Origin of the sequence: Vibrio sp. V38_P2S17PM301 (assembly GCF_009904845.1) — a bacterium.
Taxonomy (GTDB): Bacteria; Pseudomonadota; Gammaproteobacteria; order Enterobacterales; family Vibrionaceae; genus Vibrio; species Vibrio proteolyticus.
The window spans coordinates 15,204-34,540 of sequence record NZ_WXWO01000100.1; the positions used below are offsets into that span (position 1 = coordinate 15,204).

Sequence of the window (19,337 nt, forward strand, 5' to 3'; positions counted from 1 at the left end):
GATCAAAAAACCCGGGCATGTCCCGGGTTTTTTATTTGCTGTCATATTTAGGCTTAGATCAGCTGAGACACCAACAAGAACACCCCAAATAGCAGTGTGAACACTAGCATCGGCATACCGCCTTCGGTGCGATAACGCGCATCGGCCTCGCCCGCACGACGCAAGCGGATAACCATTGCCAGCGGTACAAAAATAGCCAGAAAGACCAGAATGATACCCGCGTAGCTCAACACCGCCAGAAACTGATCTGCGGCAAGCAGCGAACCCGCCAGAGGCAGAGCAAATGTGAGCAAATACGTCACCAGTTTGTTCTGTCTGAACGCATCCACATTTTGTGTAAACAGCGCCATGGCCACACCAAAAAACGACGTCAGCAACGCCAGGCCAGTGAATACCGACAAAATTGTGCCAATCCAAGGAGAGCGCTGCTGGAACACCGTCATTAAGTCAGACACATTGCTGAACTGCTTCAACTGCGCTACATCCAGATTCCCCACGACAGCGAACAACCAACATAAATAGCACACCAGCGGGATCATCGAACCAACAATGACCATGTTTCTTAACTGGCGGTCGGTCGCTTCCTGGTTGTAAGACACTAGAGCCGGAATCACGACCAGAAAACCAAAGCTGGTGAACAGAATTGGGCTGGTTTTGATCAGGCCAACAAAATCGGTCTCCCCCGCCTGGGCCACATTCTCGAACGAAAAGAATGGCAACAGGATCAACAGAGTGCTCACCAGACTGGCCAGCATGATGAAAAACAGGACTCGGTTTAGCTTATCAATAACGCCCGTACCGCAAGCGACCACAGCGCCGGCGACTGCGGTAAACAGGATCTGGCTTTGTGTTTCCGTCAGTGTCACACCCAGGCTTTGAAACAACTTACCGACCAAATCAGCCGCGCCCAATATGTAGGCCATCAACAGACAAATCAGTAACGCATACAGCAAGCCATTCGTGAGCAGTTGCCCGCCTTTGCCCAAAGACTGGCGTGCGATGGAGTGCAAACCGAGGCCATCCCCGACTTTAATCGTCGCTTCGAGTAGCAGTAGCGCCGCGTACGTAGTACCGAAGCAGATCAGCAACATCAGCGCCGTACCGTACATCAGCCCGAATTGAGCCAGTACCATCGGAATCGCGAGCATACCCGCACCTAAAGCTGTACCTGCAATGATCAGGGAGCTTCCCAAAAGCTTAATATTCATATTTTATAAATTCTGTGTTGTGAAAAAGATAGGCGTTAAACCGCAGTAACGGTTAAATCAAAAACAATACGAAAATCGTGCTTGAGGGGTAATAAATCGCAACGCAATAAAGGAGTGAACAAAGCGGGAGGCGCTAACTGCGCATAATAAGAATGGAGGCGTGATAACAAGCGGTTTGCAATGTGGCGACCCTTCAGTCGGCTCAATAATGGGAGTTGTGATTTTGAATTTCATTGTTCTGTCCGTCAGTGACATTCCCTTTTTTGGTCTCTTAGCCTTCCGTTTCGCTAATCAATCCCTACCCGAGATAGGGTCATATTATCGCCTGACGAAACGATTGCAACGACTGATAGACTCATCATGACCAAACGGTTAAGAAACACACAACCCAAATCACGATACAAAAAAGCGAAGCTGTTTGCTTCGCTTTTTTGTTTGGCGGTGTAACGTCCTAAATAAGGTTGACACTTTCCAACCCAAATCAGGACGGCTCACTGAGGTTTATTCCTCACCGATATAAATACAACCCGCCGTGCAGGTCTCTTTGATTTCCACTTTGCTCAGCAGCGGTAAAGCAGGTTTGAGCTGTTGCCAAATCCACTTTGCCAACACTTCACTGGTCGGGTTCTCTAACCCTTCAATATCATTGAGATAATAGTGGTCCAGGCGATCGTAGATAGGCTTGAATGCGGCTTTTATTTCAGAGAAATCCACGATCCAACCAGTGTGCGGATCCACTTCGCCTTCTACGTAAAGACGAACTAAAAAAGAGTGACCATGCAAACGTCCACACTTATGCCCTTCCGGCACGTGCGGCAGGCGGTGGGCTGCCTCAAACATAAACTCTTTATACAATTCTGTTTTCATCTTGATTCTCTGCCTTTCAAAGGAGACGCAATAGTAAGGAATTCACCCGTCCGAAACAAGTTTAGACACAGCTCACAAACTTGCTGACGCGATTCCGCCGATAAACGACGCCAAATCACTATCCAATTCACTTCATATTGAACAGTCGAAAATGTGGCATTGCGTCAAATTATTGATTACATCATCGCCACATCACATTTACAAAACACACACTTTGTTTAGGGTCACATTCCGGATCGGCAACCATTTTTCCTTAGCCGGACCAAGGATATATTTGCGAGGTCTATTCCAATAATTCAAATAAGAATCCAATGAGCTCAACGATAACAACCAAATTGCTGGTGACCTTAATTTCTGTTTTCGCTCTGGTTTTAACTGTTTCGACCCTTTATCAATACAATCAGCAACGTGAGCTGATCTATTCTGTATTGAGTGAACAGTTACACGACAAAGCCAGTAATTATTTCGACAGCCTGAACATGATGATGCTGACGGGCACCATGGCGCAAAAAGAAACACTGCATAACAAGGCGTTAGCACAAGAAGGCATAGAAGCCGTCCGCGTACTACGTTCGGAGACCGTCAGTAAGCTCTACGGTCCGGGACTGGACAATCAGAAACCCGTCGATGACATTGACCGACGCGCACTGAAAGGTGAGCTGATCATTGAGCCGATCCAAAAAGACTGGGGGGACGGCCTGGTCGTGGCGCTGCCGATGAAGTCGTCCGAAAACTACCGCGGCACCAACTGTGTAGCCTGTCATATGGCGCCTGAGGGTGAAGTGCTGGGCGCCATTCGTCTTGAGTATAATCTTTCTCACGTCAACAGCATGATCAGTCAACGCACATTGATTGCCATCGCTATCATGTCAACCATCGCTTTCATCGGCTTTTTGCTCACTCTGGCACTTATTCGCAAGATCATCGTCCGTCCGATTCAAAGCACGTCCCGCTACATGCAGAGTGTCAGTCAAACCAAAGATTTGTCTCAGCGCCTGCACAATCCGAGAAAAGATGAAGTCGGCCAACTGACGCTGGCAATCAATTCGTTTATGGAAACCGTCAGCGACAGTCTTGGTCGGGTGCAGGACACGTCACACACCCTCTCCCACTCTGCTGCACAGCTCACGTTGGTAGCTCAGAGTACCGATCTGGCGGCCACAAACCAGCAACATGAAACCGCTGAAGTACAGACCAATATCGGTCAGATGCAGGCACAACAGTTACAAGTTGAACAAGCCACCGTCGACGCATCTGGCTTAATCAGCCACACCACTGCGATTGCCAGGCAAAGTGCGGAACAATCTCACCTGGCCAGTGAAGACATCAAAAATCTGGTCGGCGACATTGAGAAAGTCAAACAACGGATTATTGAGTTGAACGACCAGACAGGTGAAGTATCGACGATTCTTGAGGTCATTAAAGCCATTGCCGACCAGACCAACCTACTGGCACTCAACGCAGCCATTGAAGCCGCTCGAGCCGGTGAACAAGGGCGCGGGTTTGCCGTGGTCGCCGATGAAGTTCGTCAACTCGCCAGTCGTACGGCGCAGGCCACCAGCAGCATTGAAAGCATTCTGGTTCAGTTCAAACAAGACAGCGAAACATCATTGGTATCAGTGGACACAGTTTGCGCACACGCTCACCAGAGATCCACCGACATCGAAGCCTTATCGACCAGCATGAATCATGTGGTGACGGAAATGTCTCAGGCGCAACAACACGCTGAAAACATTCAGCTTCAAACCCAGTCGACCACGCAACTCAGCCAGGACGTGCAAAACAAAGTGGAAGTGATCACGCAGCACGCGGACGACACCTCTCACTCGGCAGCCCAAACGCGCGAAATCAGTCAGAATCTGGAACAATTGTCCGAACATCTGGAAGCATTGCTGAACCAGTTTACCCTGCAGGAGAAAAAACCGTCGTAAAAATCAGGAAATTTCGTCAGCCAGAGGTCAATTAAAGGTTGAAGCTATCGATTTGACAGGTAATATGTTCCGTTGATTCTGTAAAATGCAAGCCAACCCAATGTTTCGACTGTTTTTTGCCCGTTTTCACGTTCAAAAAGCGCACATTGGGTTGAATTTTTACCTCAATGGAGAAAACACCTAACATGACTTACGCGCCTGTAAAAGACGTTCTGAGCGGTAAGCTGGCAGTTGACAGTGAAGTCACTGTTCGCGGCTGGATTCGTTCACGTCGTGATTCCAAAGCTGGAATCTCATTCCTTGCCATTTATGACGGCTCTTGTTTCGACCCGATTCAGGCCGTGGTCCCTAATAATCTGAATAATTACAACGACGAAGTACTGAAGCTGACTACCGGCTGCTCTGTCGAAGTAACAGGTAAAGTGGTTGAATCTCCAGCGAGCGGTCAGGACTTTGAACTGGCAGCAATCGACGTGAAAGTGGTTGGCTGGGTAGAAGATGCTGACACTTACCCAATGGCGAAAACTCGTCATTCTATCGAATACCTCCGCGAAGTGGCGCACCTGCGTCCGCGCACCAACGTAATCGGTGCCGTAGCACGTGTTCGTAACTGCCTGTCTCAGGCGATTCACCGCTTCTACCACGAGCAAGGTTACTTCTGGGTATCGGCTCCGCTAATCACCGCGTCTGACGCAGAAGGCGCTGGTGAAATGTTCCGCGTTTCTACACTAGACATGGAAAACTTGCCTCGCACAGACGCAGGTAAAGTGGACTACAACGAAGATTTCTTCGGTAAAGAAACCTTCCTGACGGTATCCGGTCAGCTAAATGGCGAAGCATACGCGTGTGCACTGAGCAAAATTTACACTTTCGGCCCGACTTTCCGTGCTGAAAACTCAAACACCAGTCGCCACCTGGCGGAGTTCTGGATGGTTGAGCCTGAAGTTGCGTTTGCCGATCTGGATGACATAGCGAAATTGTCTGAAGACATGCTGAAATACGTGTTCAAAGCGGTACTGGAAGAGCGTCGTGACGATCTTGAGTTCTTCGCGCAGCGTATCGATAAAGAAGCGATCACCCGTCTGGAACAATTCGTGTCGTCTGACTTTGCACAAGTTGATTACACTGACGCGATCCAAATTCTGATGGATTCTGGCCGTGAGTTCGAATTCCCGGTTGAATGGGGTATCGATATGTCTTCTGAGCACGAGCGTTATCTGGCGGAAGAACACTTCAAAGCACCTGTCATCGTGAAGAACTACCCGAAAGACATCAAAGCATTCTACATGCGTCTGAACGACGACAATAAGACGGTTGCTGCGATGGACGTTCTGGCACCGGGCATTGGTGAAATCATCGGTGGTTCTCAGCGTGAAGAGCGTCTGGATGTTCTGGATGCACGCATGCGTGAAATGGGCATCGACCCTGAGCACATGAGCTGGTATCGCGATTTGCGCCGCTACGGCACAGTACCACACGCAGGTTTCGGTCTGGGCTTCGAGCGTCTGGTGTCTTACGTCACCGGCATGGGCAACGTTCGTGACGTGATCCCATTCCCACGCACCCCACGCAGCGCAAACTTCTAATTGCCATTGTGAATAGCAAAAACCTCCGCATCGACGGAGGTTTTTTTATACCTGCTGAATTAACTCAGTCCGGTTTCCCGGCAGCGTATTTAACCGCCGCAACGAAGATAGCAAAAAGAACAAACGGAATGGCTGCCGCCGTGTATTCCGTCCAGGCGTACCCGACAAAAGACTTGGACAAAATTAAGTGTCCGAGAACCAACAACAGAGCGCTGATGATCGCCCAGGCAATCAGAAACAGCTCTCCACGACGTTTTGTTGTGCTCATAATCTGGCTCCTTGTGATACATCGAAGCCATTACAGCACTGTTGGTGTCACCCTGAGCAGTACAGATGGCGCACTAACGCACCGAACAGTTGCTCAGCCTAGTAATGATGTGACCCAGAGCCTGAATCGCAGCAGCAATACGTGGATCGTCGAGTGAATATGAGCTGTTAATACGCAGGCAGTGGACAAACCGGTCGTCGAACGCAAACAGACTGCCCGGTGCCACCGAGATCCCATGCTCCAGCGCAACTTGGTGTACCACATTGGCATCTATCTCGTGAGGCAAACGCAGCCAGAGAAAATAACCGCCTTCAGGTGCAGCCACTGTTACTTCCGGAGGCAAGCACTCTCGCATCAACACAGACATCGCCAACTGACGTTCAGCCAGTGCCCTGCGTAACTTCCGCAGGTGGTTGTCATAGCTTTCGTGAGTCAGATAGTGTGCTAGCCCCTTTTGCACCGGCACACTGCTGGAGATGGTCGACAGCAGTTGCTGCCTTTGAATCAGCTCATTGTATCGCTCAGATACAACCCAGCCAACCCGATAACCTGGCGACAAAGATTTGGACAAAGAACCACACAACAGAACCTGCCCGTTGTGGTCAAAGGCTTTCAACGGTTTCGGTTTGCGCTCACCAAAATACAGCTCACCATACACGTCATCTTCAATGACCGCGACGTCTTGCTGAGCCAGACGTTGCATCAGGCGTTGCCGCGCTGACTCAGTCAGGCAACTGCCTGTCGGGTTATGAAACGTGGGCATCAGCCAGCATGCCCGCACCGGATAGGTTGCCAATGCTACCTCTAATACATCGAAATCCAGACCATGTTGAGTATCGACCGGCACTTCGACCGGTTTGAGGTTGAGGCGCTCTATTGCTTGCAAGGCGCCATAAAAGGCCGGGGATTCAATGATCACATAATCGCCCGGCACCGTCACAGCTTCCAGGCTCAGGTTCAGTGCTTCCAGCGCACCCGAGGTTACGACAATGTCATGATGACTGATATGGATTCCCTGCTGCAGGTATCGCTGCGCGATTTTCCGGCGCAGGGTTTCATCTCCGGGTGGCAGATGACTGAGCCAACTGGTCGAGGAAACCTGACGGTTAGCACTGGCGAGATTACGGGCCAGATCGCGCGCCGGAAACAAGGTTGGGTCCGGAAACGCCGATCCCAATGGTATCAGAGTCTCATCCGCACTCTGCTTGAGAAAAGTGAACAGCTGATCGTTGATCAGGGCGGGCTTTGGCACTTCACTGACCGATGCGGTTCGCTCTTTGGCGGCCACAAAGTAGCCAGATTGTGGCCTGGCGACCAACAACCCTTCACTCTCCAGCAACTGAAACGCCTGTAATACAGTACTGGTACTCACCTGGTGACTGCGGCTGGTCGCGCGCACAGACGGAATTTTGTCCCCGGCTCGCCAGGTTTGATCTTCTATCTGGCGGCGTATCTCCTGAGCCAGCAACTGATAACGTGTCATACAACCCTCACTTGTTATCTGCGCACTGTAACACATCTGATTTTTCAGTGTTTTTTTGCTCTTATATCCAAGAGAAACGTCACACTCGACTCACACTGGGTGCGTCCACAGCGCAAAATGAAGTAAAACGCCGGATAATCAATATCATGGGGGGATTATAAGATCACTATCACGTTAATTATGTCACCATCTGATAGATTTAATTTTGAACAGTGATGTTAACCCTACTGAACCTGAGAATTGAGAGAGTAATCATGAGTAAGTTCAAAACGGAAGACATAAAATACAAAGGCGAAACCAACGGCGTACACAGCTGGAATGCCCCCAATGGCCAGCCCTATTACTGGCATCCGGACTGGCTGCATATTGCGGAAGATGCCACGGGCCTGCATGCCAAAGGTGACCTGGAGGTTAGTACCGGAGATAAACCAACAAAAGAACACGCTCTGAACGCCATTTTGAAGCACATTAATCAATGGGCACATAAATCCAAGTGATCACGCCTGACACCGTAAGAGTTGCCTTAGCCCGGCAGTAAGATACCGGGCTTGTTGCTTCTGGCTTCCGCGCCAGAGGAATACCCTTTCTCCTTCTCACCCTTTGTTGCTTGCTTAAACCAAAATACTGAGACATTTCCCTTCCGCAGGCTGCCGTTTTTATACTGAAAATCCCCGACTGATACAGCCAATGGCGAAAAATGAATTATTTTTTACTTTTCTGTTTTATTGCTGTTGTGTCCGGTTTCTCAGAAAGGTATAAATAACGGAGTTTTTAAAGCCCACCCTCAATTAACACGGATGAAGATTATGTTTGAAAAAGTTCTTGCAGCACCTGCTGATCCTATCCTTGGCTTAACAGAAGAGTTTAAGAAAGATACGCGTGCTGAGAAGATTAACCTTGGCGTAGGCATCTACAAAAATGAGAGCGGTGAAACACCAGTTCTCAAGACTGTCAAAAAAGCCGAGGCAGCTCTGCTTGAAACTGAAAAAACCAAATCTTACCTGACTATTGAAGGGACGGCTGAATACGCGCTGGCGGTACAAAAACTGCTTTTTGGCGCCGATTCTGAAGTTGTGGCACAAAAACGAGCAAAAACAGCTCAGGCGCCAGGTGGTACAGGCGCCCTTCGCGTTGCCGGCGAGTTCATCAAACGCCAGTTGGGCGATGTAAAAATCTGGATCAGCAATCCAACCTGGGTAAACCACAACGGTGTGTTTACGGCAGCGGGTATTGAGACGGCTCAGTACAGCTACTACAACCCTGAAACCAAAGATAAAGACTTTGCCGCCATGTTGAGCGACCTTGAGTCAGCCAATGCGGGCGATATCGTGCTATTGCACGGTTGCTGTCACAACCCAACCGGGATTGATCCTACCGCGGAAGAGTGGGAAACACTGGCGAAACTGGTCGCCGAGAAAGGCCTGCTGCCGCTGTTTGACTTCGCTTATCAGGGTTTTGCCAAGGGCGTTGAAGAGGACGCTGCTGGTCTGCGTACGTTTGCTAAGTACAATAAAGAGATCCTGGTTGCGAGCTCGTTCTCGAAAAACTTTGGTCTGTACAACGAGCGTGTAGGTGCATTCACTCTGGTTGCTGCTGACGAAAGTATTGCAACCACCGCGTTCTCACAAGTGAAGAGCATCATCCGCTCTATTTACTCCAACCCACCTGCACACGGCAGCGCGGTTGTGACCCATATCCTGAACAACACAGAGCTGCGTGCAGAATGGGAAGCGGAAGTAGCGGAAATGCGCGACCGTATCCAAGAGATGCGTGAGCTGTTCGTTGCAACACTGAAAGTCGAAGGCGTGGATGCTGACTTCAGCTTCATCGAGCGTCAGAACGGCATGTTCTCTTTCTCTGGACTGAGCAAAGAGCACGTTAACCGTCTGAAAGAAGAGTTTGCGATTTATATTGTCGGCTCAGGTCGTATCAGTGTTGCGGGCATGACCAAGTCTAACATGAATCCGCTATGCAAAGGCATCGCCGCGGTTCTGTAATCACCATTCATCTGTGATTGAAATCATCAAAAAAGCCAGCGCGTTCGCTGGCTTTTTTATTGGTAGACTGTTCCGTCCTAAATAAGGTTGACACTATAGCAGTGCTCAATACGCATAACGCATCGATATGCCACCTTCATTGGAGGTGTACTCTCCGGCATTACGGTAACTGTAAAAGCCACCAAGCGCAAAACGTCGAGTGACATAATAGTCGGCTCTGAGTTTGACGATCTCTTCATCCAACGCATCGCTGCGACTGAGTTCACCGAGCGCTGTCAGCTCAAGTTTGTCAATCGGACTGTAACTGAGGCCCAGATCGATACCATAAATCAAATCACTGCTGTCAGATAATTGCTGATCCGTGTCATCCTCGGTAGTGACGGTGCGCAAATACCCGGCCCTGGCCCGCGAGTAGATTAGCCAGTCATCATTGAGATCCCATTTGTAACCCACCCCTGGGCGAAACGAGTAGATTTCCGTAGTGGTCTCGTCAGGTCGGATAAAACGCGCTTCATAGTCCGCAACCACTAACCAGTGTTCGGCAAACAGTCCACTGTAGCCCACCATCACACTCGTAACATTACCCTCATCGCCATTGTCAGCATCGAGAGAGCCCGCACTTACATCGGCGTACAAATAATCCTGATTCACTTTATGCACCCGGATCGGATCTTCTGCAAGTACCGCAGCTGATACTCCGATCAGCCCGATACCCAGGCTCACACGCCCAAACTGTGTCATCGACTGCCTCCTGCAAATGACTAACTTTCAACGCCTTGATAATAGTGTAAAGTCTCAGCCACAACAGAATTATTATCGTGAACTTTGGCAGGTCGCACAGCAACAAAAAAAGCAGCCATTAAGGCTGCTTGATTCACCAAGACTCGTTACAACACAATAACGATCTCGTCCCCTTGCTGACCCGCGATGCGCACGTGACTACGCGATTCAATTTTGACGATCTGATCTCTGTCGAGTGAATACGGCATCACCAGTTTGATTCGCTCAATCCCCTGCCCTTTGGCAATCTCAAATAAGGTGATTAGATTAGACTCATCACTTCTGTTTGTTGACAGCCTGCGCAGCGCCGCATCCCAAAGCCGATCCTCCGGTGAATGAAAGTTATCGGTTGCCTCTCGCCACACCACGCTAAAAATGGGTGCAAACGTGCTCATTGCCTCTAGAAAAGTCCATTTTTTGTCACACGAGGCGCCGAGGAAAGAGGTATAGTCAAAATTAACGCTGACGTGCTCTATGTGATCCATGTTTTCCCCCGACTTGTACGCAGTACGATATCCTTACTATCCGTTATGCTCGACTATATAGCAACAGGATATAGAACAATCATCTTTTAGAACCAAATAAAAGGTTAAAACGCTATATAAAAACCAAATTCATAACAAACTCCGTACAAGAGTGATCACATATGTGTCGGGTTGATTAATATTTAGGGCGTAGAATAAAAAACACCTGTACGCAGATCATTTAACATCCACGATCCGGCTGGCTTTTTTATACTGTAACCGCCACCCTTGCCAACGCGGCAACTCCCAGCGTTTGGGGTCACCTTTACGTAACCCGCTCTGATAGACCACATGAACCAGCTTCTTCGCAGGGTAATATTCGACGCTCAGGTTCAGATCACCGAGATTGAGCTCCAACGGATAGGTTTCAGCAAAGTCTGCATACTCCCAGTCGGGAACACCTGCAAAAGGAAAATCAGACTCATTGAACAGCGCCAGATCATCGACACTGTCCAACTCCAATAGGGTTAACTGTTCGCTGAACCAGGATTCAAACGATAAATCTTGTGATACGGATTCTGGTGTCATCCCCAATTGAGCGTAAATCTTCCAGTGGGTGATTTCCGCCTCTCGGCGTCTGGCAAACCCCGGCATCAACTCCTCAGCCATTACCGCCTCAACAATGGGTTTGACCGCCAAACTCCCCTGAGCTGCGACCTGGCGGGTTGCGACGATCCGTCCGGCAAACACAAGCTCCAGATTAGACAGCGCCTTCTCGCCGTCATACACGGTTTCTCCCTGTTGCCACTCACCCAACTCCAACCGCTCAAGCAGCGCCAGAGGAACCGGTAGCATCACGGTTGCCAGATTGAGTATTTGTTTCACGCCTCGTCCCGGGAGGCTGTGCGTATCAAGCACCAACGCCGCCTCCGCCGCCTCATGGAAACGGGTGTGGCGTGCTGGCATCACTTCAAGGTGTCCATTGCCCAGCGCTTCCCGGCGACGCTCACGGCGCACAAACAGCAACTCAGGATGCAAACCAGCAATCGCTTCGCACAGAGCTGCCCGATCGTAACGTGACGCCACCTCTAACATCGGCAACGCAAATACCTCGCGCATCTGCTCTGCAAGACCGCGAGCCTCAGCAAGTGCATCCGGCTCAGTGCGTACGCCAGGCAAGACAACGTCGCGTACCAGTTTGATATTGATTTCCGCATCACAGTGATGCGGCTCTTCTTGATTGAGCAACTCAAGCGCATCGGGATCTGGGCGATAGGAGTATAGGGCAGCAGGCACAGACAACGCCGCGGTTAAATCTATCATCGCTTCTTTGAGGGCTTTGCTTGGCATCCGGGTCACCAAATCAGCATACAAAGCATCAATGGGCAATGGATAGAGGGTGCGACCGTGCTCGGTGACCCGCCCTTTGTCATCCAACGCTTCCATATTTCGTAGCAGTGCATGTGCTGCGTCGAGCGATTTTTCCGGCAACTGGTCGAGCAGATCCAGCTCTGTTAAACAATAGCCACAAGTCGCTGATGTCAGCATCGGCTCGGTCAACGCTTCACGCTGCAGCTCTGGCGGGGTCACGTTCTCCAAGGCAGCATGTTCACCATACAAGCGGATACAGATCCCGTCCATAACACGACCGGCGCGGCCGCTACGCTGGCGGGCGCTGGCTTTTGAGATATGAGTTAAGGTCAGAGTAGTACGGCCGTTACGCTGCACGGTGCGCCGCTCCAGACCGGAATCAATCACAGCAACGATATTCGGAATCGTCAGCGAGGTTTCTGCAACATTGGTGGCAAGTACAACCTTACGTTGCGATTGCGGGTTCAGCGCCAATTCGCGTTCTTTATCGCTCACCGACGCGTGTAACGGAACCACCAACCAGTCGTGCAATGCAGTCAGTGCGCTCTGACACAACGCAATCTCTTTGCGCCCTGGCAGAAAGACCAAAACATCGCCCTGAATATCGCTTGCGATCAATTGTTCAATTTCCTGCCTGACCCGAGACTCCAGCCCGCGGCTGTCCGGTAACTGGCGCGACTCCTTTGCGCGATAACACATCTCGACCTGAAACTGCCGCCCCTGCGCCTGCAAGCGCTGTGCACCGACATAACGAGCCAGTCGTTCCCCTTCCAGTGTCGCTGACGTGATGATCAAGCGATGATGTTGATGTGCTTTGAGCATCGCCACCAGCACATCGGTATCCCAGCGGCGTTCGTGGTACTCATCCACCATCACCACATCAAACTGTGCCAGCTTATTTTCTGCAAACCAGCGCAGCGCAACCCCCGGTGTGACAAATACCACTTGAGTATCCGGCGTAAACCGATTTTCCAGTTTGATCGCATACCCAACAGACTGGCCCAGTCGCTCATCACGTTGCAACGCCAGAAACTGAGCCAGAGACGTACAGGCGATACGTCGTGGCTCAACCACCAGTACTTTCCCCTGCTCTGCCGCCCACAGCGGTAACCGGGTAGATTTGCCGGACCCGGTCTCGGCTTCCACCACCAGATGGTGTCGGGACAGTAAGGATTGTACCTGAGGCGCTAGGACGTCAATGGGTAATGAATGCATAGAAAATCAACAATTGGAAATCAGACAAACAATTATATCCTGATCGTTGTCGATAAACGAACAGGAACCCGTGCGACGGAGTGGTCATTCTATTTACAACACGATAACTAAACCCTATCATTTTCGGGTTCCGTTCTATCCTTCACATAGGCTTCCAATGAATAACGACAAACGCCCTCTGTACATTCCATTTGCTGGTCCAGCATTATTAAGTACACCTCTACTCAACAAAGGCAGTGCATTTTCTGCCGAAGAGCGCGCGTCATTCAACCTAGAAGGTCTTTTGCCAGAAAGCACAGAGACCATTCAGGAACAGGTTGAGCGTGCGTATCAGCAATACTGTAATTTTGAAAGTGACATGGATAAGCACATTTATCTGCGCAACATCCAGGACACTAACGAGACCCTGTTCTACCGTCTGGTTCAGAACCATATCTCAGAAATGATGCCGATCATCTACACCCCGACTGTGGGCGCTGCGTGTGAGAATTTCTCGAATATCTATCGTCGTGGCCGTGGTCTGTTCATCTCTTACGCGAATCGCGATCGCATTGATGATCTGTTAAATAACGCCGCTAACCACAACGTAAAAGTGATCGTGGTTACCGACGGTGAGCGTATTCTTGGTCTGGGCGACCAGGGCATCGGCGGTATGGGCATTCCTATTGGTAAGCTGTCTCTGTACACCGCTTGTGGTGGTATTAGCCCGGCCTATACGCTACCGATTGTATTGGATGTCGGTACCAATAACCCGCAACGTCTGGCCGATCCGATGTATATGGGCTGGCGTCATCCGCGTATCACTGGCGCTGAGTACGACGCATTTGTTGAAGAGTTCATTCAGGCTGTTCAACGTCGCTGGCCAGAAGCACTGATCCAGTTCGAAGACTTCGCCCAGAAAAACGCCATGCCACTGCTGGAACGATACAAAAACCGTATCTGCTGTTTCAACGATGATATCCAGGGTACCGCGGCCGTCACGGTAGGCTCACTGCTGGCCGCCTGTAAAGCGGCGGGCAGCAAGTTATCTGAGCAGCGCATTACTTTCCTGGGAGCCGGTTCTGCAGGTTGTGGTATTGCTGAAGCCATCATCGCGCAAATGGTGTCAGAAGGCATTTCAGACGAAAAAGCCCGCTCACAGGTTTACATGGTCGACCGCTGGGGCCTGCTTCAGGAAGGCATGCCAAACCTGTTGGACTTCCAACAACGCCTGGTCCAGAAAGTCAAAAACACCAGCAAATGGGAAGCAGAAGGAAACGGATACTCACTGCTGGATGTGATGCGCAATGCAAAACCAACCGTACTGATTGGTGTCTCGGGCGCGCCGGGCTTGTTCAGTCAGGAAGTGATCGAAGAGATGCACAAGCATTGTCCTCGCCCGATTGTTTTCCCGCTGTCCAACCCAACCAGCCGAGTGGAAGCAACGCCGTCAGACATTCTGCGCTGGACCAATGGCGAAGCATTGGTGGCAACAGGCAGCCCGTTTGACCCTGTCATTCATGAAGGTAAGAGCTACCCGATTGCCCAATGCAACAACAGCTACATTTTCCCGGGTATTGGTCTGGGTGTGCTGGCAGCCAACGCACGACGCGTAACCGACGAGATGCTGATGGAATCCAGCCGGGCACTGGCAACCTGCTCGCCTCTGGCAATCAATGGCCAGGGCGCGCTGCTGCCACCACTTGAGGCCATTCACTCAGTGTCGAAAAAGATTGCGTTTGCCGTGGGCAAAAAAGCCATTGAGCAAGGTGTGGCGCAGGAGATATCCGACGAGGCACTGGAGCAAGCGATTGACCAGCACTTCTGGCAACCAGTCTACCGCCGCTACAAACGCACGGCATTCTAAGTGAAACAAACCCTGGCTTGGCCAGGGTTTGTTGTTTAAGGCTGCTGATAAAATGGTCGTTTAACACTTTTACATCTCGCGGGGCTTGATGACAGTGCCGCTCTTCGTGTTATTCTTCCTTTCTCAATACGGATATCATTCAGAAAATGTTAGACATACTCAATACGTTAGGTGACTACCTTCGCCCTTATCTCAGCGAAATATCAACCGCTCTGGTGGCCTGTGCCCTGGTGATGCTGGGCAACGAAATCAACGGATTCTTCCGCGGTTTACTGCGCAATCAGCATTTCACCATCCGGACACTGGTCTTCATTCTTATTAACGCCTTTGGTTACGGATTAGTTATAATAAAAGCAACACCTTACCTGACTCGGACACTAAAAAACCTCGATACAGGCATCATGTTCGCAGTAGTTATCTCGAGCTTTATAATCATAGGTGTATGGGCGCAAAGGAATCGGCAAATCTAGTGGTCAGTATTCACAACAAACAACGTTCAACCAAACTGAATCGGAAGATGATTGTCCGATGTCTGCGCATTCTGCTGCTGTTGGCGATTGCGGCGATGGTGGCCGTTGTTGTGATTGATCGTTGGGTGACTTATCAAACCCGGGACAATGTTTTATCCAGCCCGGAGCAAGTGGATAAATTCAGTGTGGCCGTGGTGCTCGGTACCAGTAAATACCTCGGCCGAACATTAAACGAGTACTATACCCACCGTATTGACGCCGCCATCGAGCTGTTCAAAAACGGGAAAGTCGACAATCTGCTGCTCAGCGGAGACAACGCCCATCGTTCGTACAATGAGCCCTGGACGATGAAACGTGACCTGCTCAAAGCCGGCATTCCTGACGAGCACTTGTTTCTGGATTACGCAGGCTTTCGGACACTCGATTCGGTCGTGCGCGCCAAAAAGATTTTTGATACCGACAATTTTCTGATCATTTCGCAGCGCTTCCATTGCGAGCGTGCGCTGTTTATTGCCGATTACCACGACATCCACGCCAAGTGTCTGGCCGTACCCGGCCCGACCAGCCATTCCGGGTTTAAAGTTCGTCTGCGGGAAGTGTTCGCGCGTACCAAAGCATTTCTCGATCTTTACGTGATTGGCACTCAGCCGAAATTTCTCGGCCCAAAAGAGCCGATTCTCAAGCCTGAAGACGACGAACAGGCTGACGTGGCCAAGACCCAGATCGATAATTCACTTTGACTCCCCCCACCGCAAACCTCTGGTGAGTCTTCATCACACTATTCCTTTTTCTCTGAACAACGATTCGGCATTTGAACTCGAGAAACTCTGGCGCTGTTTTTGAAACGCGCCTGGGTTTGCTACACTGCGTCACAACATAATTACTAAAGAGCAATGTCATGTCTTTAATCGCGAAAGGTACGCTACGTAAAATGAAAGCGGACCTGAACGACACCGTTCGCTACCGTTTGCCTGTCGGGGATGAACTGGTGGATCTCAACCCTTTTATCGGGAAAACCCTAACCCTGACGCATACCGGTAATATTTTTTGCTGCAACTGCGGCAAAAAAACCAAGAAGAGTTACTCTCAGGGACACTGCTTTGTGTGCATGAAGAAACTCGCCAGCTGTGACATGTGTATTATGAAGCCGGAAACCTGCCACTACGCGCAAGGTACCTGTCGTGAGCCGGAGTGGGGGGAACAAAACTGCATGGTCGATCACTATGTATATCTGTCCAACACATCCAGCCTTAAAGTCGGCATCACCCGTCATACTCAAATTCCGACTCGTTGGATCGACCAAGGCGCGACACAAGGATTGCCAGTTTTCAAGGTCAAAACCCGTCAGATTTCCGGTTTGATCGAAGTGGAAATGGCGAAGCATATAGCCGACAAAACCAACTGGCGTACTCTGCTAAAAGGCGACGGAGAGCCGCTGGCACTGGAAGAACATTTCCACCATATGTTGCCATTGGTCGAAGACAAAATTGCCGAGATCAAAGCAGAATTTGGAGACGATGCCATCGAAGTCTTGAGTGAAGGAATCACGCCGATCGCCTACCCGGTCACCGAGCATCCGAGCAAAATCACGTCACACAACTTTGATAAGAACCCGGAAGTCACCGGCATACTGAAAGGCATCAAAGGACAGTACCTGATCTTCGACACCGGGGTGATCAACATCAGAAAATTCACGTCGTATGAAGTCGAAGTGTCTGACGCTTAAAAGAAATCAAGCCCGCGAATCGCGGGCTTGTTTGTATTAGGCTTGGAGCAGACGCTCCAGCGCGTCAAACAATCTATCCACTTCCTCAAGTGTGTTGTAATGCATAAAGCCGATTCGCACCACACCGCCGCTCTCTTCCAGCCCCAGCTGTTTCACTAAGCCGAGTGCATAAAAGTGGCCATTCCAGACACAGATATTCTGCTCACCCAGAGCACGCGCGACCAATTCAGGGGCGAACTGGTCAAACGTCAACGCAAACGTCGGCGTTCTTAACTGACTGTCCGCAACCGCACGTCCATAAAGTTGAACGCCATCCAAACTCGCCAGACGTGACAGAAAACGCTCCGTAATCGCCTGCTCGTGCGCATTGAACTGCACAAAACTTTGCTCTAAGCGTTCACGCAATGTCGCCTGAGGATCGCCCCACTGCGCTAGATAGCCCACCGCCGCGATAATACCGGCCAAGCCCTCAAAGCTTTGCGTTCCGGTTTCAAACCGCCCCGGCCCCACATTGGTCGCTGGTTCCACTTTGTACGGCTTGAGTGTGTGTAGCCACTTCGGTGCCACGTACGCAATACCGACATGCGGACCAAAAAACTTGTAGGCGGAACACGCCAGAAAATCACAGTTTAACTGCTGCACGTCAAGCAAATGGTGCGGCGCGTAATGAACCGCATCAACATAAACTTGCGCTCCGACACGATGAGCCGCGTCGACCACGGACCTGACATCGACTACAGAGCCGGTGGTGTTAGACGCGGAAGTCACCGCCACCAAACGCGTTTTTTCGTTCAGCAGTGAGAAAAGGTGGTCCATATCCAGCGAACAGTCGGACTCATCCACTCGCACCTGATGAACGATCACCCCTTTATCTTCCGCGGCTTGCTGCCAACTGGAGACATTGGAATAGTGATCCAATGCCGTGACAATGATTTCGTCGCCAGCTTGCCAGTCACGACTGATCGCCCGGCTTAACTGGAAGGTCAACGATGTCATGTTGGCGCCAAACACCATGTTGTCAGCCGACGGCGCATTCACCAGAGTCTGAGCCGACTCCCGAGCGCGACGCATCAGATCGGTGGTCATCTGGCTGGAAAAATAGTGCCCCCCCAAGTTGGCATTGTAATGACCGAGGTAGTGAGTCATGGCCTCCAGTACACTGGCAGGCACTTGTGAGCCACCAGGCCCGTCGAGAAACACCACCGGCATGCCGTTGTGACGTTGCGCCAACGCACTGAATTGTGCACGAGCTGAATCAGGACTGAAGTGCATTGACACCACCTTTCGCCGTTAAAACAAATACATCCATGTGACCACGCTGCCCTTCCTCTAATGAGCGGATTGGACGCGCGTTGTGCCATAGCTTACTGTCTGCCAGCATGGCGACTTCGCCGTTACTCAACACTTTGCGATAGAACGGCGCTTCATCAAAATCTTCATACAACATGATCTCACCGCCGCTGATGTTATGACGGTCAATACCAATAATCGCAATGTGATCAAACCCGTCCTGGTGCACCCCCTCCGGCGCTACTTCCGTTTGCTCGTACACGGCAGATATACGGATCTGATGTATTTCAATTTCCTGTCCATCCGGCAGTTGATTGGCTTTGACAAACAGAGCACACATTTCTCGCATTCCCTCGCTGTCGAGGGTGGAAGGTAGAATAGACTCAAACTGGCGAGACACGTTGCCCTGAAAACGGTTGATGTCGGAACTTTGCATAAACTGGCGATGTTCCAGCTCCGTTACCATGCCGTTGACGAAACGCACCACTGAATAACGACGCAGACGATACTGACCATCTGCGTGCTCAGTGTTTGGTAACTTGGCAAACGAAGGCGAAAGTTGTTCCAGCGCTTTGTGGCTAAGTTGAGTGATATGTAGGGTGTTTGGATGGGAATGTAACATCATCTACTCCTTAATGAAGGTACACTATTATCTTGTGCTGTTAACATTTAATTTACACAAGAGAATACGCAGATATCTGGCAAACTCAACCCTTCACCATGCATAATTCGGTTTTAACGTCATATTTGAAAGTTAAATCTAATAAATGAACACAATTCAGTTATAGAATCTAAATTAAAAACACTGAACGCTGAAAAAATAGACACCTTCACT

At 50.3% G+C, this 19,337-nt stretch carries 17 protein-coding genes; 8 read left to right on the top strand and 9 right to left on the bottom strand.

Annotated elements, in window-relative coordinates; all coding sequences use genetic code 11:
• Positions 1–53 precede the first annotated feature (53 nt).
• Both CAG64_RS20995 and queD read right to left on the bottom strand, forming a co-directional pair.
• A complete protein-coding gene (locus CAG64_RS20995) occupies positions 54–1,208 on the bottom strand; it encodes an amino acid permease (protein WP_161447847.1) in 1,155 nt (384 codons plus the stop codon).
• A 501-nt stretch (positions 1,209–1,709) separates the two neighbouring features.
• A complete protein-coding gene (queD, locus tag CAG64_RS21000; protein ID WP_161447849.1) occupies positions 1,710–2,075 on the bottom strand; it encodes a 6-carboxytetrahydropterin synthase QueD in 366 nt (121 codons plus the stop codon).
• 311 nt (positions 2,076–2,386) lie between these two features.
• On the opposite strand from queD, the gene CAG64_RS21005 reads away from it, so the two are divergent.
• Together CAG64_RS21005 and asnS are read left to right on the top strand one after the other, a co-directional pair.
• The gene (locus tag CAG64_RS21005; protein ID WP_161447851.1) at positions 2,387–4,006 is read left to right on the top strand and encodes a methyl-accepting chemotaxis protein; all 1,620 of its coding nucleotides are present in this window, start codon (positions 2,387–2,389) and stop codon (positions 4,004–4,006) included.
• 185 nt (positions 4,007–4,191) lie between these two features.
• Positions 4,192–5,592, top strand: a complete 1,401-nt coding sequence (asnS, locus tag CAG64_RS21010; RefSeq protein WP_021703621.1) for an asparagine--tRNA ligase — start codon at positions 4,192–4,194, stop codon at positions 5,590–5,592.
• A 64-nt stretch (positions 5,593–5,656) separates the two neighbouring features.
• Here asnS and CAG64_RS21015 read toward each other — a convergent pair whose 3' ends face one another.
• On the bottom strand, positions 5,657–5,860 hold the full coding sequence (locus CAG64_RS21015) for a hypothetical protein (protein WP_021703622.1): 204 nt from the start codon (positions 5,858–5,860) through the stop codon (positions 5,657–5,659).
• A gap of 73 nt (positions 5,861–5,933) precedes the next feature.
• A complete protein-coding gene (locus CAG64_RS21020) occupies positions 5,934–7,343 on the bottom strand; it encodes an aminotransferase-like domain-containing protein (RefSeq protein ID WP_161447852.1) in 1,410 nt (469 codons plus the stop codon).
• A gap of 254 nt (positions 7,344–7,597) precedes the next feature.
• Between CAG64_RS21020 and CAG64_RS21025 the strand changes: the two genes are divergently transcribed.
• Both CAG64_RS21025 and CAG64_RS21030 read left to right on the top strand, forming a co-directional pair.
• On the top strand, positions 7,598–7,840 hold the full coding sequence (locus CAG64_RS21025; RefSeq protein WP_161447854.1) for a hypothetical protein: 243 nt from the start codon (positions 7,598–7,600) through the stop codon (positions 7,838–7,840).
• A gap of 309 nt (positions 7,841–8,149) precedes the next feature.
• Positions 8,150–9,340 carry an amino acid aminotransferase gene (locus CAG64_RS21030; RefSeq protein WP_161447855.1) on the top strand — a complete coding sequence of 397 codons (1,191 nt, stop codon included), beginning with the start codon at positions 8,150–8,152 and terminating at the stop codon, positions 9,338–9,340.
• A 105-nt stretch (positions 9,341–9,445) separates the two neighbouring features.
• Here the strand turns inward: CAG64_RS21030 and CAG64_RS21035 are convergent, their stop codons facing one another.
• The 3 genes from CAG64_RS21035 to CAG64_RS21045 form a co-directional block, all read right to left on the bottom strand.
• The gene (locus CAG64_RS21035; protein WP_161447857.1) at positions 9,446–10,081 is read right to left on the bottom strand and encodes an outer membrane beta-barrel protein; all 636 of its coding nucleotides are present in this window, start codon (positions 10,079–10,081) and stop codon (positions 9,446–9,448) included.
• Between the two features lie 146 nt (positions 10,082–10,227).
• Positions 10,228–10,605 (bottom strand): transporter, encoded by a 378-nt coding sequence (locus CAG64_RS21040; protein ID WP_161447859.1) that lies wholly within the window; start codon positions 10,603–10,605, stop codon positions 10,228–10,230.
• Between the two features lie 216 nt (positions 10,606–10,821).
• Positions 10,822–13,170, bottom strand: coding sequence for a helicase-related protein (locus CAG64_RS21045; protein WP_161447861.1), 2,349 nt, complete (start codon positions 13,168–13,170; stop codon positions 10,822–10,824).
• A 157-nt stretch (positions 13,171–13,327) separates the two neighbouring features.
• Here CAG64_RS21045 and CAG64_RS21050 point away from each other — a divergent pair, with 157 nt between their 5' ends.
• The 4 genes from CAG64_RS21050 to CAG64_RS21065 all read left to right on the top strand — a co-directional run bounded on the left by CAG64_RS21050 (position 13,328) and on the right by CAG64_RS21065 (position 17,212).
• Positions 13,328–15,016 carry an NAD-dependent malic enzyme gene (locus tag CAG64_RS21050; RefSeq protein WP_021703629.1) on the top strand — a complete coding sequence of 563 codons (1,689 nt, stop codon included), beginning with the start codon at positions 13,328–13,330 and terminating at the stop codon, positions 15,014–15,016.
• A gap of 146 nt (positions 15,017–15,162) precedes the next feature.
• Positions 15,163–15,486, top strand: coding sequence for a DUF3392 domain-containing protein (locus tag CAG64_RS21055; protein ID WP_021703630.1), 324 nt, complete (start codon positions 15,163–15,165; stop codon positions 15,484–15,486).
• Complete coding sequence (locus CAG64_RS21060) at positions 15,459–16,226, top strand: SanA/YdcF family protein (RefSeq protein ID WP_161447862.1); 768 nt, start codon at positions 15,459–15,461, stop codon at positions 16,224–16,226. The genes CAG64_RS21055 and CAG64_RS21060 overlap by 28 nt, the downstream gene beginning before the upstream one ends.
• Positions 16,227–16,384: 158 nt before the next feature.
• The gene (locus CAG64_RS21065) at positions 16,385–17,212 is read left to right on the top strand and encodes a DUF2797 domain-containing protein (protein WP_161447864.1); all 828 of its coding nucleotides are present in this window, start codon (positions 16,385–16,387) and stop codon (positions 17,210–17,212) included.
• Between the two features lie 36 nt (positions 17,213–17,248).
• Here CAG64_RS21065 and CAG64_RS21070 read toward each other — a convergent pair whose 3' ends face one another.
• Positions 17,249–18,484 carry a cysteine desulfurase-like protein gene (locus CAG64_RS21070; RefSeq protein ID WP_161447866.1) on the bottom strand — a complete coding sequence of 412 codons (1,236 nt, stop codon included), beginning with the start codon at positions 18,482–18,484 and terminating at the stop codon, positions 17,249–17,251.
• Positions 18,468–19,124 (bottom strand): 2OG-Fe dioxygenase family protein, encoded by a 657-nt coding sequence (locus CAG64_RS21075; protein WP_021703634.1) that lies wholly within the window; start codon positions 19,122–19,124, stop codon positions 18,468–18,470. Before CAG64_RS21075 ends, CAG64_RS21070 begins: the two co-directional genes overlap by 17 nt.
• Positions 19,125–19,337: the final 213 nt, after the last annotated feature.

Excerpts from the sequence above, each read along its gene's own strand:
- CAG64_RS20995 (WP_161447847.1), bottom strand. The coding sequence starts at position 1,208 with ATGAATATTAAGCTTTTGGGAAGCTCCCTGATCATTGCAGGTACAGCT.
- queD (WP_161447849.1), bottom strand. The coding sequence starts at position 2,075 with ATGAAAACAGAATTGTATAAAGAGTTTATGTTTGAGGCAGCCCACCGC.
- CAG64_RS21005 (WP_161447851.1), top strand. The coding sequence starts at position 2,387 with ATGAGCTCAACGATAACAACCAAATTGCTGGTGACCTTAATTTCTGTT.
- asnS (WP_021703621.1), top strand. The coding sequence starts at position 4,192 with ATGACTTACGCGCCTGTAAAAGACGTTCTGAGCGGTAAGCTGGCAGTT.
- CAG64_RS21015 (WP_021703622.1), bottom strand. The coding sequence starts at position 5,860 with ATGAGCACAACAAAACGTCGTGGAGAGCTGTTTCTGATTGCCTGGGCG.
- CAG64_RS21020 (WP_161447852.1), bottom strand. The coding sequence starts at position 7,343 with ATGACACGTTATCAGTTGCTGGCTCAGGAGATACGCCGCCAGATAGAA.
- CAG64_RS21025 (WP_161447854.1), top strand. The coding sequence starts at position 7,598 with ATGAGTAAGTTCAAAACGGAAGACATAAAATACAAAGGCGAAACCAAC.
- CAG64_RS21030 (WP_161447855.1), top strand. The coding sequence starts at position 8,150 with ATGTTTGAAAAAGTTCTTGCAGCACCTGCTGATCCTATCCTTGGCTTA.
- CAG64_RS21035 (WP_161447857.1), bottom strand. The coding sequence starts at position 10,081 with ATGACACAGTTTGGGCGTGTGAGCCTGGGTATCGGGCTGATCGGAGTA.
- CAG64_RS21040 (WP_161447859.1), bottom strand. The coding sequence starts at position 10,605 with ATGGATCACATAGAGCACGTCAGCGTTAATTTTGACTATACCTCTTTC.
- CAG64_RS21045 (WP_161447861.1), bottom strand. The coding sequence starts at position 13,170 with ATGCATTCATTACCCATTGACGTCCTAGCGCCTCAGGTACAATCCTTA.
- CAG64_RS21050 (WP_021703629.1), top strand. The coding sequence starts at position 13,328 with ATGAATAACGACAAACGCCCTCTGTACATTCCATTTGCTGGTCCAGCA.
- CAG64_RS21055 (WP_021703630.1), top strand. The coding sequence starts at position 15,163 with ATGTTAGACATACTCAATACGTTAGGTGACTACCTTCGCCCTTATCTC.
- CAG64_RS21060 (WP_161447862.1), top strand. The coding sequence starts at position 15,459 with ATGGGCGCAAAGGAATCGGCAAATCTAGTGGTCAGTATTCACAACAAA.
- CAG64_RS21065 (WP_161447864.1), top strand. The coding sequence starts at position 16,385 with ATGTCTTTAATCGCGAAAGGTACGCTACGTAAAATGAAAGCGGACCTG.
- CAG64_RS21070 (WP_161447866.1), bottom strand. The coding sequence starts at position 18,484 with ATGCACTTCAGTCCTGATTCAGCTCGTGCACAATTCAGTGCGTTGGCG.
- CAG64_RS21075 (WP_021703634.1), bottom strand. The coding sequence starts at position 19,124 with ATGTTACATTCCCATCCAAACACCCTACATATCACTCAACTTAGCCAC.